A 14,543-nucleotide genomic window follows, 5' to 3' on the forward strand; every position below is an offset into this window, starting at 1 on the left:
TACCGACCAAACGAGTCAGCGTTTTGGCTCGACACCGTGTCTCAAACTGCCATCCTGCCCGCGGCGATTGGGTAATACCCGATCTTTCGCTGGCGAGACCCCACAATCTCTGCCCTGAGCACGCGGGGTCTCGCTCAGCCGAATGTCGGAGGCGATACCCCTTCTCGCTTCAACTGAGCGAAGCGATCGAGCTGCGGATAATCCACCTCCTCGACCTTGATACCGAGGTGGTGTTCGAGCCAGGCGGCAACGATGTGCCGATGGCACCACTGGCTGCCCGCCTCGATCCTCAGCGGGCTCTCGTAGCAGAGCAGTGCGGCGGGCTTGCCTCCCGTCAATGCCTCCAGGTCCTTCGCGACTTGGTCGGGCATCAGGCGGCCGAGAACTTCGGCCTTGTAGCGTCGCAAATACTCCTCGCTGCCGACACTGTTAAACCAGGAGCCGGGGTTCAGTTTGGTGTATCGGCGATAGCCGGCGGGCTGTCCGCGTGGGACCCCGCGAGAAACCCCGACACGGACGATGCCGTCGGGCAATTGAGCGAACCACGAAGCGGTATAGATTTCGATCATCTGACGTCTCTTCTGTTCCCTGGGGATGACCAAACACTCTTCCTGGTGGGCTTCTGGCGCGGGGCTCGTTGCGAGCCTGGCTTGCGTGTGTCATCAATCTTAGGTCCTCCGCCCGCAACTGCGAGCGATCCTGTGGTAGGGATTGGACCAGAGGGCCGGCTGTAAGGCCGGTCCTCATGTCACCCTATGATGTAACTATACATCAATGTGGGCGCGTAAGCTCTCGTTTTGCGGGAGATGTCAACGGTTATGCGCCCTGAAGCCCATGATCGTCACACGCTCCTGGGTCAGCTCCCAAATTTTAGCGAAGTGCCCGCGGCACTTGCCGATCCACTCGCGCAGCTTCGCCTGGTTCTCGGGCTTCTGCAGTGCGTCATGCAGAGCGCGGATCATGTCGGCTGAGATCTTGTCGATCAGCAGTGGCTGGAAGCCTTGATGGTCCGCATTGAACTCGAACGAGCCGGTGCGCTTGAAGCGCCCTTCATCGGGCCACACGAATGCCCTGGCGTTACCGCCGGATGCTTCGAGAAGCGCCTCCCATGACGCGATGGTGCAGTTGCGCCATGTGCCGCCGACGCGACCTTCCTGGTCTTCTCTGAGTTCGAGCGCATCTGGTTCATCGGCCATTGCCATGCGCCTCCGCGATCATGGCATCGGCGTACTCGTAGCGCATCAGTGCCCATACGGCGAAGAACGCCGCGCGCTCCTGGTCATTGTTGAGGTTAGGCCGTCCGCCGTGTACCGCCATCGCCGCCAGGTAGTCGACCGGGGCATGGGCGGCGTAGTAGTCGCGTAGACACATGCCTTGGCAATAGGTCTGATTCCATGCGCCGTCCGGTGTTTGGCCTTGCTCGCTGGGAAACACCGGCCCGCCGTCTGGTTTGTCGGTCATAGCAAATACCCCTCAACGTCTGGATCAATTGGCAGGCCCATCGCGCGGTCAAGCTCGGCGTCGATGACGCGGCTTGCGATTGATGGCTCGTCGTCGGCTGGTGCGCGCCCGACGCGCTCGAAGATCTCGATCAACGCGCGTTTGTGGGTGGCAGCGTGCTGTTTGACGGCCTGGATGGTCGTGAAGCGCTTGTGACAGGCGCCGCACATAAAGCGACGGTCTTTCATTGCAGGCCCTCCGCTTTGGCGACAACCTCACGGACAGTGGTGACCCATTCTCCGAACCATTCGACCAGGTCGCCGCCGTTGACGCTGTTGTTGTCGTCGGGCTGGCATCCGGGCTGCGGTGGCGTATCCGAGGCGACGGCGAATTGCGGCCAGTCGTTCACGGCGCGCATGAGAAGCGCCAGCATCGCCGGCGCCGCACGCAGGATCGGATCAGCGTCCATCTTGTCGCCGATCGCAGAGATGTCGGCGCGGAGCTTGTCGGTCTCGGATTTGATGGAGCCGCCGATCCTGGTAATGATCGCCTTGGCGTCGTTGACGGCAGCCACAGCCTTCCGTGAGTATTCGTCCTCGCCTGCGTCGATCATGTCCTCGGCGCGACTTTCGGCATATGGCAGGACATTCATCAGAGCGACGAGAAGCTCATCGGCGGTCGCCTCGCCGGAGAAGATGGTGATAGGGTCAGCGCTCATCTGGCTGGTTCCTTTCATTGAGCGCGGCGGTAATCTCAGCCGCCTTTTCGTTCGCACGGCGCTCGCTCATGTCGAGGGCGAGCGCGTAGGATTTGCCGCTCCGGGTTTCCACCACATAAGCCAGGAAATGCTGGGTGCGCGGGTCGTAGAAGGCCGGAAGCGAGTAGTAGGAGGGCTCAGGCATTCAAGCCCCCAGCGCGATGGCCAGGAGCCCCACAAGGCAGCCAAGGCCGAGAATGAGGGACTGGAAGGCCAGCGCTTCGCCGGCCCACACGAGGCAGAGCTTGGTGCGAGTCATGGCCACCTCCGGCTGGAAAGCCCGAGTTCGCGGGCGCTGAGGCGCTCGACCGGCTCGGGATCGGCTTCCTCGTCTATCCGGTTGGCTTGGGCCCGCAGGGCATCCTCGAAGGCGTCGAGGTTCTGGATATCCGCAAGCGGCGCTTCGACTTCCCTGGCCAGAAAGGCCAGCAAGGCAAGAAGCGCTTCGTCGGCGCGCTTGAAGCGGTCGGCGACGCGCCGGAGCTCGTCGCTACTCGGATTGTCATCAGTCGCGATGAAATCATGAACAGCGTGATCGAGCAGGTTCGCAAACCGGCTAGACTGCTCCTTGATGATCTGGGCTCTGCTCTTTTTCATGAGAGAGCTCCAATCTGCAGCGGCGCCGCACCGCCGTTGACGGGCTTGCCGAACCCCGCTCGATCACCAGCATCGCGACCCTGTTGGTATGCCGCGTAATCGCCGGGTGTGGGCCCATGCGGCCGGTAGGGAGTGCCCAACTTCATATCGCGCTTGGCCATTTCGGCAGTGATCAGGTCGCGCTTGCGCGCGTCGACGGGGCGGGCCGCGCAGATGTCTCTCAAGCGCTCATTGATCCGACGAATGATGCCTTCCTGGAAGGATTGGCGCTGACGCTCCACCTCGTAGGGTGACCAGCCGTAGCTGCGCTGGGCCGACGAGCCGAACATGTCGCCCTGGCGGGTGTCTCGTCGCCGGCAGCTTCCGCTATGCTTCGGCCGAGCGGCTGTCATCAGATACTCGGCCGACTTGCGGTTCACGAAGATATCGAGACTTTCCGTGAGCCACGTCGCGAACATGACGTCTGAGGAGAGGCCCACAAAGTAAACGGCGCCCTCACGTCTGCAGGGTAATACCTCGCAATACTGTCCTATCCAATATGCCATGCGTTCCGCCGCCGACGTCTTGTAGCTGCGAGGCTCCCGATACCGGGTGTACTCGAAACCATCGGTTTCGAGACCTGCCAATTCGATCTGATACTGCCTCAGCAAAGCCTGGGCGCGCTCGGCCGCGGCAAGGGCTTCGCCTTCCGTGCATCCGTTTTCGGCGGTTTTCGCAAGCAGCGCCTTGATGCGTCTGATGATGGCATCGCGGTTCATTGGGTTGGCTCCTGTGGTAGAGGGATGATGTAAGTATACATCAATACGCTCGCAGGACCACTTAAAAGCGTTATTTGTCAGTTATTTATGCCTCCGCTGGGGAGCTGTCGTGGAGCAGGTTCGTGAGAGCGCCGCTTCCGCAATTCCAGGTCTCCAGCGGGCCTAGTGTCGGGTGACTGCCGTCCCAGGGGCGCTCGATCAGGCACCGCCCGGCCACATGCCCTGAGTGATCGGCCGCGATGACCAGCACGCCTTCCTGGCGATCTTCGCTATCCTTGGGCGCAACAGGGGGCCGGCCGTCGTCGGCGCTTGCGATCCACGCTTCGCTGACCACGGCGTACCGCGGAATGCCAGCCTCACGGAAGCTGTTCCGCAGCGCGTTCAAGACGATGCCTCTGTGCCGATCGTTCTCGAATGGCGCCTCGATGATGACGAGATCGCCGGCCGGGCTTTGCATGAAGAACGTGGTGAGCACTTGGCCGCGATCATGAAACGAACCGGCTGCATAGCCGTGTGCGAGCTCGAAAAGCTTCTGATTATCAAACGGCATACCTGGCCTCCTCGGCTTCGATGTCTCGCACATGGGCGAGCACATCTTCGGATGTCATGCGGAAGGGTTCGTTCTGGGGGAGAGGCGCAATCGCGCGGAACTTGAAGCGCTGATAGAGCCGGAGGGCGCGCGCCTCATCGCCCAGCACGTCGCACAGTAGGGCAAGGGCGAGTTGCGCGGGACCCGAGCCCCCATAGCCCCAGGCAAAACCGGTAGGGCTGTGATCGCGTAGGTCGAGGCGGGGAGGGAGAGGGCGCAGCGTGGCGCCCTCAGTGATCGACACGATCCCAAATTGGCGGGCGGTGTAGGACTTCATTGCACCCCCGCTTGCCTAGTCTCCTCTTTTTCCAGCGCCGAGGCGGCGATGGTCGCGATCTGGGCCACCGCCTCGGGCAAGGATTCGCTGAGAACGCGGCCTGAATCGACGTAGTGGCCGCAAACGATCCCGATCGTCGCACCAGCGATCTGCGTTGCGAAGCTGAGAAGGCTGGCGTCGATTTCCTGGGTCGTTTGCCCCCGAGCATGCCATTGCTTCAGATGGGCGTTCATGGTGCTTCCCACGTCCTGAAGCAACAGTCGAATGTCCTGGTTTGAATCCATTGGAGCCTCACATTTGACGGCCTGGGCGGCTCCCAGGCCGATGTTTCGGGGTGGGGAAGGGATTACGCGACCTTGTCGAGCCAGCGCTTGGCTTCGAGCTCCAGGTCGAGGCGCGCGTCCTGGTGCAGAACGTCCTGAGACATGCGCGTCATGCCCTGCGCGGCATCCCAGACCGAACGCACGGGGTGCTGCTCGTCTCGCTCCACGATGGCGATGAGGTCCTTAGCCCTCTTGCTGGACAGGCCGCGGTTCTGAAGCCACGCGAGGGCTTCCTCGTCGTTGTCGGCAATCTTGGCGTCTTTCGCGGCTTGAACACCCTCGATGAGCTTATTGTCTGAGCCATTTGCGAAGGACTGCAGCGCGGGGCGGATCTCCTCGATGAAGCGAGAGGGCGCGAGCCGGGTGTGGCGGATCGATACTTCCTCGAACCCCTCGACGCCCCAGAGATTGCGGTTCATGCAGACGGCTCGCAGGTAGAAGGCCGCAAGCTTGAGAGCGCGGGAGCCGACCTCGGAGTTCTGCACGTAGAAGCCGCGGAACATTAGATCCGGCGATCCGTCGGGCAGCTTCCCGACCTCGATCGGGTTTCGGTCATCGACGAGGAAAATGAAGACGTCGCGGTCCGACGCGTAAAGCGTCGTGCTGTCGGTCGTGACGGGCGCCTCAGGATCGTACATGTGCGTGCGCCAGTTCAGGACGCCAGGCACTTTCCAGTTCGTATCGCCCGTTCCGTTGCCGGCTATCTGCTGAACGGCAGCCACCACCTCGTGGTCATAGATGCGGCCATAGTCCGGGCCGGTGGCGGCCCTGAGTTCCTCCGGTGTCGAATAGAGCTTGATCTGTTCGGCCTCGCGCGCGAACCGCAGCCTATAGGTCAAGACATCGGCAACCATCTGAGCCGGCAATTCGCGCAGGAAGCCAGCCGGGGCCTTCGCCAACGTCGCGACCTGGCTGAATGACCAGTGCGTGAAGGGCACGAGGCCCGCAGGCTGGGCTACATAGAGCTTGTGAGCGTCTTCCACACTCTTTGGCTCGGGAGCGAACAGCTCGATCGTCTTCGTCGCAACACGGGCCTCGACTGAGGCCGCAGCGCGGGTGTGAACGCAGGCACTCAGATCGTCGAGGCTCAGAAACCGTTCATCGGCCGGCCTAGCGAACCATTGGCGCGAGACATCGCCACGCATCTCGCCCTGCTCAAAATTACCGACGCGATATGGGCTCGTGTGAACGTTCATCGTGATCTCCTGTGGTAGGGAAGGTGCAACGGCACCCCTGGCCGGCCCTCGCGAGCCGGCGCGGGCTGGCGTCACTGGTCGAAAGCGACGATCACCGTGTTCACGGATGTCCCGGACTCGCGGAAAGCGTTAGCGGGCAAGGCTTGGATCTCGCCGGCACGCTCGGTGAGGAACTCGCGAAAGCGCTTGGTCCTGCCGTCCTGACGGAATGTGACGCCCGCACTCATCACCGAGACGAGCCGCCCGCCCGCCTTGAGAAACTGGGCGGCATGCAGGACATGAGAGATGTCGGCCTGCTTCGCGAAGGGCGGGTTCATCACCACTCGGTCGAAGACCGGGGCTGGGTCAATCGAGAGGAAATCCCGACAGGTCAGCCCCCCTGCGCCGAACGCATTGAAGAAGCGCTCGCGGCACACGGTCAGGCGCTTCGGATCGATCTCATTCGCAAAGACGGTCGCGCCGCCTTTGAGCTCGCCGACGACACCCTCGACGATGTTCCCGATGCCGGCGCTCGGCTCGTACACCTTCATGCCGGGCTGGATGCCTGCTAGGGCCATAAGCGCGGCGACGACCTCGGGCGGACTGTCGAACTGGCCGAAATCCTGCTTCGTCCGCTGATACGTGCCGGTGAGCAGAATGGGCTCAATGACGTCCGCCGCATCGCCATCGAACACGTGAGCCTTGGCCTTGGCACTCCACTTGCCGCCCGCGGCTTCGAGCACCTTATTCACGCTTAGGTAGAGCTTGCGCTCCAGCTGTCCCACGAGGCGGAGGCAATTGCCTTGCGTTTCCGCGGCGCTGAGCGCGGTCATAACGTCTTGTTCAACGAGCATTTGAGGTCTCCAGTTGGGCTTGGCTTTCATCCTCGGCGCGTCGCAGCCTGCGGGCGCGCACGATTGCCAGGGTGAACAGGCGGTTGATCTCGTCGTTGGTGACGCCGTCCTTCAGCAGGACAGCGCGAAGGGCTCGCCGATCAGAGAGAGTGGCGGGGGCTGCGGCGATCGCCATTGCCATCCGGTCGAGCAAGACTTCTCGTCGAGCAGCTCGATCGCGCGGGCGGTCACCTCGGCCGAGGGCGTTCATGACCGTCGTGTGATGAAACCCGAAGTACAGCCCGATCCGCGAGAGGCTGAAGCTCTTGACGTCGTGCAGGTACTGGTAGGCGTCCCGGCGGGCGAGGAAGTAGTTCTTCTCTCGAGAACGCGACCACAGATCGCTGTACCGAAGCCCGTGAGCCTGAGCGATAGCCGCCAGCGTCTGCCTCGTCGCCTTCGCCGCCGTCTCGACGCGCTCAGGCATGGCCTGTGGGGACTGCGTCTCCATCACAGCGCCCTCGCGAAGAGATCATCGCTCGGGACTTTGGCGCCCCAGGGCAGGCCGAAGTGCTTGGCGCAAGTCTGCCCGTACCCCACACCGGTCGATCGCTCGTCGGTCAGCTTGCTGTTGCAGAAGCAGCAGCGCCCGGTCATCCGGCCGTGCTCGGAAGCGACTCCAGCGGGGTCCTCGGCGAATGCCTTGAGCCCTTCTACCAATCCGTCCGGTGCGCAGCCCCTGGTCTCGAACTGCCCGCTGGTGAGCACGCGTCCGAACCAGCGGCCAACGCCATAGGGGGCATTCTCGGACACGTTCAGCGAGCCGGGCACGCGGGCGTTGACCCCTGCGCGCGAAATGCGGACCTCGCCGACGCCAGCCACCTGCAGCACGATCGCTGGGCGCTTCAGGTGCTTCTGAGCAGTGTCGAACAACCGCAGGATGCCGGCCATCTCGCCAATGTCGACGGGGGCAGGCTTCGGCTGCGACGCACGGCCGGTCAGTTCTCTGACCCAGAACATTTGCTTGTCGGATAGCGGGCGGCTCGCGGCTTGCGAGAGCAAGCTTTCTGCGAATGAGCGGTCGCTGCCGCTCAGGCGCGCGACCGCCGCGCTCAAAGCATTGAGCGCTGGTTCCGTGAAGGTATCCATCACGATCTCCGTGGTAGGGGATATGCAAGAATGATGTATGATTACATCATTAAAGGCAAACAAAAAGCGAGAAAGTAGCCTTCAAAGCTCCCGTTGATGCATTTATGCCTCAGGCGGCGAAGAGCGCGGCCTGGGCGTCAGCATCGCGCAGTTGCCGCTCCATGCGGTAGATCGCCGTCTTGATAAGGGCCAGCTTCTCGATCATCAGCTTGTAGCGGTTCGGATCAACGCGCTGTGCGGCGACGCATTCGCCGTCTTTGAAACCTGCCGCCACCATCACGCTGATCTGTTCGATCTTGCGCTCGAGTGCCGACAAAGCTTCCTGATCCTTCTGAGAGACAACAGGCAAGTCCATCAGGTTCTGCTGGGTCTCGGGATTCTGGAAGGCTTTGACTGCCGCGGCGACGTCGTAATAACCGCTGCCGATCTTGCCCTTCGCAATTCCGCTCGCAATGGTTTGCTGCTGATGCTTCTCAAGGCGTCCAATCAGAGCGCCGGTCGTGTATCCGAGCTGTCCGGTCTGGACCAGCTTGCGGAGTTGTTCGTCTAACCCCAGCAGGGCGAGCTTCTCGCGGATGCGATAGGCGTCACACCCGAGCATCTCGGCCAGCTTCTCGACCGCATAGCCGCGATCGACCATCGCCTGGAAGGCTGTCGCTTCCTCAAGCGGGCTGATGTCTTGGCGTTGCAGGTTTTCGACGATGGCCATGACGGCCACCTCGTCATCGGTCGTCCTGCGAACATGGGCTAGGATCGATTGATCCTCCAACTGGCCACGACCGGCGAGCAGGCAGTGCGCACGCCAGCGCCGCTCACCCGCAATGATCATGAACGTGCCGTCGCCTCGCGGCGTCACCGTGATGGGCTGCATCAGCCCGTTCTGCAGAATCGAGGCAGCGAGCTCGTGGAGAGCCTTGGTTTCAAATTCTTTGCGAGGCTGGTCGGGGTTCGGAACGACCCTCTCAAGCGGAATGCGCTTTAACATCTCTGGCTCCGTGGTAGGGGGAACCGGAATATTATAGATGTCAAAAACTGAAAAAGCACTTTATTTACAGATATTTGCATGCGATTGGCTAGCGCTGCCACCTGGGCGACGAAATTGTGCCAGTCCTCGACCTTGACCTTCGCTAGCTGACTGGGAAAGAGTTCAAGGCGCTGGATCAAGCGGGCGGGGTTTAGGGTGACACTAGACATTTTCGAGTATTGGCGCGGAGTTCCGGGCGAAGCCAGGGTGCATCCCAAAGACCTGGAAGTGCTCGGTAGGCTTGTGAACGCCACGCTAGCTGACTGTCCATTCGATCTGGGGTGCCTTCCATTGCCTTGGGGCGGCCCACTAAGAACCGCTCGGGTCGTTTTGCTATTTCTAAATCCAGGTCTGAGCGCGCAAGATCATTTGGACGCAGGCGATCTAAACGCGCAGTTTCGTTATTTCCAGGCGCGATCTGGCTATTCGCCGCTGCTAGGGCCTGATGAGCACCGGCCGGCTTGGGAATGGTGGGAAGAGCGCACGCGAATATTCGGTGAGTGGCGGCACCTGCGTGACAAGATCGCCTATCTGAATATGTGCCCGTACCATTCTTCGCAAATGACCGACTATACATACTTGGCGGCGTTGCCCTCCAGCCGGGCATGCCTCGGGTGGGCGCAGGACATACTTTTCCCACAGGCGGAACGTGGAGAGCGAGTCGTCATTTGCCTGCGCTCCAGTCGCTATTGGGGGCTGAGAAGCCCCCAGCGGTATGGGTTGGGCCTTTTTGCCCCAGCTGTACAACGGCGTGGAGCGATCACTCACGCGAGCGCGCCAGGAGTAGATCGGAACACGATAGTCGCGGCTGTAAGAGCGGCCATTGAACGTCCGCCATTTAACGGAATCACAGATTAGGTTGCGCGGCGCCTCCGTCGAGACCGGCGGGCACCCCCTGCCGAGACGAGGTTCAACTCCTCGGCGCCGCTCCACCCTCCCTCAGGTGACCCATGTTCGCACGCGGCTTTCTGGGCGTGGTGCCCGCGACGCTCGTAGGGGCGATCATACGGCTTTGCCGGCCCGATGAATGGAAGGAGGTCTTCGTCGCCTGTTCGGGCACGTTCAGGACGGAGCGCGGCTTGGCCGGGCGGTTTCCCGACCTGGTTGTGCGCTCCAACGACGTCAGTCTCTTCTCGACAGCGCTTGGGCGCTTGGCGACGACTGAGCCGCTCGACTTCACGTTCAAGGGCGATCTCGCCTTCATCGAGAACCTTGGCCTTCAGGACCCGCGCGACCGGATGGCCGCGATCCTGGTTGCACTGGACTATTCGGCCTTCCTGCGCGGCAAGGCCAACAGGTTCAAGGTCGCGCACGCGGCCCATTACCGAGAGCATTTCTGGGATCTCGTCCAGGCGACCCGGCCGAAGCTCGACAAGGTGCTGCACCAGATGCGCATTACGAGCTACTTCGGCGGGGACTTCCGCGATCACATCGCTGAGGCTATCGAGCGCGGCGCGGGGGTCATCGCCTATCCGCCGACCTTCCGGGGCGGCTACGAGAAGCTGTTCGAGGTGCTGCACGCCAACGTCGACTGGCAGCCGCCGCCGTACCGGATGTTCGACCCGAAGGACATCGGCGAGGTCGTGCGCGGGCTGGAGAATAGTGCCTCGCCCTATTTCGTCTACTGCGACCAGCCGGTGGACGGTCTCGACCCGGTCATCCGCCTTGACCAGGCAGGGAAGCGCGTCATCTATGGCTATGGCCGCGCCAAGGAGACGAGTTTCCGGGTGCGGCGCTACGGCGGGAAACCCTTCGCGTACAGGCCGATCGATCTCACACGGCTCGGCCCGGCAACCGAAGTTCGGATCGTCAAGGCAACTGGCGCGCAGGTCGACTTCCTCCGCAGCACGTATCTGCAGAAGTCCATCCAGTTCGCGTCCGGCGACTACCAGGCTCTCGTCTTCCTGGACGACATGCTCGCTGGCGCGATCATCTATCAGCGCTCCACCTTCGCGTTCACGCCAGAGACGGCCGACCAGCTTTACCTGCTGAGTGACTTCGCGACCACGAGGGCAGGGCGGCTGGCAAAGCTGATCGCCCGCATAGCAACCCTGCGTAGCGTCATCCGTCCCTTCGAGCGGGCTACCCTGGAGCACTTCGACCGACTGCTGACCACGGCCTTCTCGGATCATCCGGAGGCCATGAAGTACCGGGGCAGCTGGAAAGTCATCAACCGCCGGGAGAACCCGGACGGTACAAGCCGCTATCTCATCAACTACGGCTCGCCCGTGCGCGATGAGTCCCCTCAGCAGGCCTATGAATGGTGGTGGAATCGCGATGGCGAAGCGCAAGTGGCCGCAGCTCGCGACGGAACAAAGGCGCATCGATCCCCGGCGCCTGAAGCCGCGTGAAGTGAATGCCCGCTATATGGACCCCGGCGAGTTCAAGCGGCTCGTCGATAACGTCTCGACTGATGGCGCCCTGACGTCCGCGGTGCTGGCCTGCCAGAACTCGGACGGCAGCCTGGAGATCCTGTCAGGCCATCACCGGACAGAAGCGGCGGTCGCGGCCGGCGTCGAAGAAATCGACGTCATCGTTATCACGACTCCGCTGGACGAGGACCGCAAGGCGGCCCTGCAGCTCTCGCACAATGCGATTACGGGCAAGGACAACCCGTCCATCCTGCAGGACATGTACCGGAGCCTGTCGCTCGACGCGAAAATGTTCTCTGGCCTGACCGACGACATTCTGGACGGCGTCGACCGCATCGACCTCACCGCCCTGTCGAGTCAGAATCCTACCTACGAGGAGATCCGGCTGTCCTTCCTGCCTGATGATGCCCAGACCCTGGAAGCCAACATCGACAGGCTGAAAGCCGGCGCTCAGAAGGTGAGGGCAACGCACGTGGCGCGCCTGGCAGACTTCGATGCCCTCTTCGATGCCATTGTGCGCGTGAAAGTCGAGCGCGGGATCGTCAACTCCGCGCTCGCGTTCCTGGTCATGAGCGAGCTGGCGTTGGAGCGTCTCGATCAACTCGGTGAAGATGCGCTTGCTTCGCACGCAGAGGCCGGGACCGCTGGGATTTCCACGCCGAACTGACGCACGCGGTATGCGTTGAGATCGCTTAGGCTGCCGAGCATCTGAAGGGCGACGGTTGCTCGTTCAACGACAGCTCGCATGTCCGCGGTCGGGTTGGTCATTTGGCGAAATTTCAATCCACCAGCAATCAGGGCTTGGAGCTCGTTTCCCGATTTGTTTGAGAACAGGTCGTGGTAGGCGGCAACCTCGTATTGGCCGGCCTCTTGAATCAGCTTGTCGCTGAGCGCGCCTTTGGAAATTGCAACGAGGAGTTCCGCGAGCGGCCGAGGGGCTTGCGCGCTGTCGCGTCTGAGCAGCAGTTCCTTGAGCCTGGAGCTTTTGAACGATCTAACTTCGTCATCCATGTCGGCATATTCGTAGTCAAAGTCACCGGAGAAAAGATCCACGGCGCCGAGCAGCTGGTCTGAAAGATCGCTTCTGCCAAGCTCGGAGAACAAGGTGATTGCTTGATCGAGGGTACTCACCCGAAGGTGACCGAGATGTCGGCAGATCGTCGCGCATAGCTCTGCCACTGGATCCCCGGCCTCAGAATCGAACGAGTAGGTCACGTTCTGCCAAGCGGCCCGAACACTGTTAACTGCTTCCTCTTTTCCTATGTCTGCGGCCTTAGCCCGAGCTTCTTTCAACAGCTGATCCACATCGAAGTATCCACGATCCACGCCGTCAATAAGCGCGGCGTCTAATCGGCGATCGAAATAAAACCCGTATGCGGCCAGGACCTGGCGCTTCTCGGCAAGTCCATCTTGCTCGGGCCCCTCCTTACCCTCCGCTTCCTTCATGGCCTTCAGAAGCCAAGAACTTGTGTCTTTAACCATGCTCATAGGCGGGGCATCGATAGGCTGGAACTTGCTGAACACCGCCAGAGCAAGTGTTTGCACCACCTGAACATGAATTGGTGGTCCAAAGTCTTTCAAGATTTCCAAGGCTTGTTGGCAATGCCGTTCGGCCTTTTGCACGGTTCGGATGTTCTTGATCCTCAGGGCGCACACACGGTCAAACAGCTCGTCGTGAAATGAGTATCTCTCATCTAAAGCGATCCGCGCGACGTCCTCAGGTGTTGGTTCAAACCGGATTAGAGTGTCAGCCACCTTTTCGATCTGAGCGTCGAAGGTAGTCCTCTCCGACTTCTCCAATCGTTCTTCATTCAATATCAGCCCCACATTACATCCGTGCGCGTCCTTGAGTTGGCATGCGAGCCCGAGGACATCGCTCATTGGGATCGCCGCGCGCTCCAGATCATCGAGGCATATCGTAATGTTTCTTAGATCAAGGAACATGAGCGCTAGAGCTGCATGCTGAAGGCCGCCCAGCGGCAATTTCTTCGCAACCTCCGCCATTGTTGAACGCCGTCCTGGCGATCCCGCCCACGTTTTCATGAACTGGGCCGAGCTCGGTGGCTTTCTCATCTCTGACGCAGGCACTGTGTTCGTCAAAATGGCGGTCTTCACCTCGTCGAGGCTTTTTAAGCCAAACAGCGACACGTAGGCGTAATCCCGCAGCGCGCGATCAGGCGTTTGAGATGCCTGTTCCGCAATCCATTTCCATGCGTGGGTCTTCCCCGCCCCCCAGGCGCCGACAACACATAGAACCTCTGGCCGCGGCGCGTACAAGAAGCGCTCGATCGCCGGCTTCAATTCTTTCAGTGACATGGGTCCCCCTTTCGCGATCCCCCTCGGTGCCCTTGCGTGGCTGATGAGAGTTATCAAAATTTCGCCCGAAAAGAATTCGACCGATTTGGACCCCGATCGAGGCTATGTGAACCAACCGACCACGATGGCAGCCGCCACGAGAATCGCACCGTACCTGCACGTCTTCTCGAGCCGGAACAGGTAGGCACCCAGTTCTGCTGAGGCCACCGTGCTCACAGCGGGGTCCGCCTTCGTCTCGATTGTGGTTCTCGGCTCGTCCTGCTCAGGCGCCTTAAGGTCCTTCCAAATCAGTCTTCGAACTTCCCCATGGGCTGGTTCAGGCGATTTGCTGGCGTGTTCGCGTCGCGGGACAAGGTAGCGAGAAAGGGTTTCATCAGGGTGTGGCGACAGATCATATTCTGTCACCCAAGCGTCAAGCCTCACCTGTGCGTGGAGTGTCTCCACTTCTCCTGCTCGGTGCGCTGCGACAAGGGCGTCGAACTCGTGGTCCCCGAGGAAGAAGTCACACCACCATTCGTCCCGGAGCATGCCTTCATCGTCGACGGGATGAAATGATATACGCGCCTCCCATGGGCGCACTGTGCCTGGCGTCGGGGAGCGATGGATGCCAATGACAAGCTCGTCGCAGCCATCCCCCCAGCCGGCCACTCTGAGGCGAGTCCCTGGGTCTATTGTCCCTCGGCCATACAAGGTTTGCATGTGTCTTGTTTCGCCCGCCTCGTCGCGGGATACGATACCTTCAAGGAACAGCTCTCGGACTTCGATACCTACAGGACGCTTCCGCGGCGCGCCTGAAAAATAGGCCTGTGAAGTTCCTGGCACAGTCAGCTTGATCCCGTCGAACTCCGACTTGAGAGCTTCGCGCTTTTCTTCAGCCATGGCCAAAATTCCCGCTCTACGCCTTCGTTGATCGACTCGCGTGAGTATCCCGCT

General features: G+C 61.2%; 20 protein-coding genes. 2 read left to right on the forward strand and 18 right to left on the reverse strand.

Annotated elements, in window-relative coordinates:
- Positions 1-134 precede the first annotated feature (134 nt).
- The 16 genes from C7450_RS08060 to C7450_RS08135 form a co-directional block, all read right to left on the reverse strand.
- Positions 135-569 carry a DUF488 family protein, N3 subclade gene (locus C7450_RS08060; protein WP_110373922.1) on the reverse strand — a complete coding sequence of 145 codons (435 nt, stop codon included), beginning with the start codon at positions 567-569 and terminating at the stop codon, positions 135-137.
- A 240-nt stretch (positions 570-809) separates the two neighbouring features.
- The gene (locus C7450_RS08065; RefSeq protein WP_110373923.1) at positions 810-1,196 is read right to left on the reverse strand and encodes a hypothetical protein; all 387 of its coding nucleotides are present in this window, start codon (positions 1,194-1,196) and stop codon (positions 810-812) included.
- Positions 1,186-1,461, reverse strand: coding sequence for a hypothetical protein (locus C7450_RS08070; protein ID WP_110373924.1), 276 nt, complete (start codon positions 1,459-1,461; stop codon positions 1,186-1,188). The genes C7450_RS08065 and C7450_RS08070 overlap by 11 nt, the downstream gene beginning before the upstream one ends.
- Entirely contained in the window at positions 1,458-1,688 is a 231-nt protein-coding gene (locus C7450_RS08075; RefSeq protein ID WP_146227295.1) for a hypothetical protein, read from the reverse strand. The genes C7450_RS08070 and C7450_RS08075 overlap by 4 nt, the downstream gene beginning before the upstream one ends.
- On the reverse strand, positions 1,685-2,158 hold the full coding sequence (locus C7450_RS08080) for a hypothetical protein (RefSeq protein ID WP_110373926.1): 474 nt from the start codon (positions 2,156-2,158) through the stop codon (positions 1,685-1,687). The genes C7450_RS08075 and C7450_RS08080 overlap by 4 nt, the downstream gene beginning before the upstream one ends.
- Positions 2,148-2,342 carry a hypothetical protein gene (locus C7450_RS08085; RefSeq protein WP_110373927.1) on the reverse strand — a complete coding sequence of 65 codons (195 nt, stop codon included), beginning with the start codon at positions 2,340-2,342 and terminating at the stop codon, positions 2,148-2,150. Before C7450_RS08085 ends, C7450_RS08080 begins: the two co-directional genes overlap by 11 nt.
- 110 nt (positions 2,343-2,452) lie before the next feature.
- Entirely contained in the window at positions 2,453-2,794 is a 342-nt protein-coding gene (locus C7450_RS08090) for a hypothetical protein (protein ID WP_110373928.1), read from the reverse strand.
- The gene (locus tag C7450_RS08095; protein ID WP_110373929.1) at positions 2,791-3,552 is read right to left on the reverse strand and encodes a DUF2786 domain-containing protein; all 762 of its coding nucleotides are present in this window, start codon (positions 3,550-3,552) and stop codon (positions 2,791-2,793) included. The genes C7450_RS08090 and C7450_RS08095 overlap by 4 nt, the downstream gene beginning before the upstream one ends.
- Positions 3,553-3,637: 85 nt before the next feature.
- Complete coding sequence (locus tag C7450_RS08100; RefSeq protein WP_110373930.1) at positions 3,638-4,102, reverse strand: hypothetical protein; 465 nt, start codon at positions 4,100-4,102, stop codon at positions 3,638-3,640.
- Entirely contained in the window at positions 4,092-4,418 is a 327-nt protein-coding gene (locus tag C7450_RS08105; protein ID WP_110373931.1) for a DUF6166 domain-containing protein, read from the reverse strand. The genes C7450_RS08100 and C7450_RS08105 overlap by 11 nt, the downstream gene beginning before the upstream one ends.
- Positions 4,415-4,702, reverse strand: coding sequence for a hypothetical protein (locus tag C7450_RS08110; RefSeq protein WP_110373932.1), 288 nt, complete (start codon positions 4,700-4,702; stop codon positions 4,415-4,417). The genes C7450_RS08105 and C7450_RS08110 overlap by 4 nt, the downstream gene beginning before the upstream one ends.
- Positions 4,703-4,764: 62 nt before the next feature.
- Entirely contained in the window at positions 4,765-5,937 is a 1,173-nt protein-coding gene (locus C7450_RS08115) for a DUF932 domain-containing protein (protein WP_110373933.1), read from the reverse strand.
- Between the two features lie 71 nt (positions 5,938-6,008).
- Complete coding sequence (locus C7450_RS08120; RefSeq protein ID WP_210206401.1) at positions 6,009-6,749, reverse strand: DNA methyltransferase family protein; 741 nt, start codon at positions 6,747-6,749, stop codon at positions 6,009-6,011.
- Positions 6,750-6,759: 10 nt separating this feature from the next.
- A complete protein-coding gene (locus tag C7450_RS08125; protein ID WP_110373935.1) occupies positions 6,760-7,260 on the reverse strand; it encodes a helix-turn-helix domain-containing protein in 501 nt (166 codons plus the stop codon).
- On the reverse strand, positions 7,260-7,898 hold the full coding sequence (locus C7450_RS08130; RefSeq protein WP_110373936.1) for a DUF6011 domain-containing protein: 639 nt from the start codon (positions 7,896-7,898) through the stop codon (positions 7,260-7,262). Before C7450_RS08130 ends, C7450_RS08125 begins: the two co-directional genes overlap by 1 nt.
- 109 nt (positions 7,899-8,007) lie before the next feature.
- Positions 8,008-8,883: a ParB/RepB/Spo0J family partition protein gene (locus C7450_RS08135; protein WP_110373937.1), complete on the reverse strand. Its 876-nt coding sequence runs from the start codon at positions 8,881-8,883 to the stop codon at positions 8,008-8,010.
- Positions 8,884-9,872: 989 nt separating this feature from the next.
- Between C7450_RS08135 and C7450_RS33490 the strand changes: the two genes are divergently transcribed.
- Positions 9,873-11,273 (forward strand): putative antirestriction adenine methyltransferase, encoded by a 1,401-nt coding sequence (locus tag C7450_RS33490; RefSeq protein WP_146227296.1) that lies wholly within the window; start codon positions 9,873-9,875, stop codon positions 11,271-11,273.
- Positions 11,200-11,961, forward strand: coding sequence for a ParB/RepB/Spo0J family partition protein (locus tag C7450_RS08140; RefSeq protein ID WP_170147141.1), 762 nt, complete (start codon positions 11,200-11,202; stop codon positions 11,959-11,961). The genes C7450_RS33490 and C7450_RS08140 overlap by 74 nt, the downstream gene beginning before the upstream one ends.
- On the opposite strand, the gene C7450_RS08145 is transcribed toward C7450_RS08140, so the two are convergent.
- On the reverse strand, positions 11,892-13,610 hold the full coding sequence (locus C7450_RS08145) for a hypothetical protein (RefSeq protein ID WP_110373939.1): 1,719 nt from the start codon (positions 13,608-13,610) through the stop codon (positions 11,892-11,894). The two genes, C7450_RS08140 and C7450_RS08145, sit on opposite strands and share 70 nt — an antisense overlap.
- A 102-nt stretch (positions 13,611-13,712) precedes the next feature.
- Positions 13,713-14,489, reverse strand: a complete 777-nt coding sequence (locus tag C7450_RS08150; RefSeq protein WP_110373940.1) for a hypothetical protein — start codon at positions 14,487-14,489, stop codon at positions 13,713-13,715.
- Positions 14,490-14,543: the final 54 nt, after the last annotated feature.

This window comes from Chelatococcus asaccharovorans, from assembly GCF_003201475.1.
GTDB classification, from domain to species: Bacteria; Pseudomonadota; Alphaproteobacteria; order Rhizobiales; family Beijerinckiaceae; genus Chelatococcus; species Chelatococcus asaccharovorans.

Coding starts and splice junctions, on each gene's coding strand:
- C7450_RS08060 (WP_110373922.1), bottom strand. CDS start 569: ATGATCGAAATCTATACCGCTTCGTGGTTCGCTCAATTGCCCGACGGC.
- C7450_RS08065 (WP_110373923.1), bottom strand. CDS start 1,196: ATGGCCGATGAACCAGATGCGCTCGAACTCAGAGAAGACCAGGAAGGT.
- C7450_RS08070 (WP_110373924.1), bottom strand. CDS start 1,461: ATGACCGACAAACCAGACGGCGGGCCGGTGTTTCCCAGCGAGCAAGGC.
- C7450_RS08075 (WP_146227295.1), bottom strand. CDS start 1,688: ATGAAAGACCGTCGCTTTATGTGCGGCGCCTGTCACAAGCGCTTCACG.
- C7450_RS08080 (WP_110373926.1), bottom strand. CDS start 2,158: ATGAGCGCTGACCCTATCACCATCTTCTCCGGCGAGGCGACCGCCGAT.
- C7450_RS08085 (WP_110373927.1), bottom strand. CDS start 2,342: ATGCCTGAGCCCTCCTACTACTCGCTTCCGGCCTTCTACGACCCGCGC.
- C7450_RS08090 (WP_110373928.1), bottom strand. CDS start 2,794: ATGAAAAAGAGCAGAGCCCAGATCATCAAGGAGCAGTCTAGCCGGTTT.
- C7450_RS08095 (WP_110373929.1), bottom strand. CDS start 3,552: ATGAACCGCGATGCCATCATCAGACGCATCAAGGCGCTGCTTGCGAAA.
- C7450_RS08100 (WP_110373930.1), bottom strand. CDS start 4,102: ATGCCGTTTGATAATCAGAAGCTTTTCGAGCTCGCACACGGCTATGCA.
- C7450_RS08105 (WP_110373931.1), bottom strand. CDS start 4,418: ATGAAGTCCTACACCGCCCGCCAATTTGGGATCGTGTCGATCACTGAG.
- C7450_RS08110 (WP_110373932.1), bottom strand. CDS start 4,702: ATGGATTCAAACCAGGACATTCGACTGTTGCTTCAGGACGTGGGAAGC.
- C7450_RS08115 (WP_110373933.1), bottom strand. CDS start 5,937: ATGAACGTTCACACGAGCCCATATCGCGTCGGTAATTTTGAGCAGGGC.
- C7450_RS08120 (WP_210206401.1), bottom strand. CDS start 6,749: ATGACCGCGCTCAGCGCCGCGGAAACGCAAGGCAATTGCCTCCGCCTC.
- C7450_RS08125 (WP_110373935.1), bottom strand. CDS start 7,260: ATGGAGACGCAGTCCCCACAGGCCATGCCTGAGCGCGTCGAGACGGCG.
- C7450_RS08130 (WP_110373936.1), bottom strand. CDS start 7,898: ATGGATACCTTCACGGAACCAGCGCTCAATGCTTTGAGCGCGGCGGTC.
- C7450_RS08135 (WP_110373937.1), bottom strand. CDS start 8,883: ATGTTAAAGCGCATTCCGCTTGAGAGGGTCGTTCCGAACCCCGACCAG.
- C7450_RS33490 (WP_146227296.1), top strand. CDS start 9,873: ATGTTCGCACGCGGCTTTCTGGGCGTGGTGCCCGCGACGCTCGTAGGG.
- C7450_RS08140 (WP_170147141.1), top strand. CDS start 11,200: ATGGCGAAGCGCAAGTGGCCGCAGCTCGCGACGGAACAAAGGCGCATC.
- C7450_RS08145 (WP_110373939.1), bottom strand. CDS start 13,610: ATGTCACTGAAAGAATTGAAGCCGGCGATCGAGCGCTTCTTGTACGCG.
- C7450_RS08150 (WP_110373940.1), bottom strand. CDS start 14,489: ATGGCTGAAGAAAAGCGCGAAGCTCTCAAGTCGGAGTTCGACGGGATC.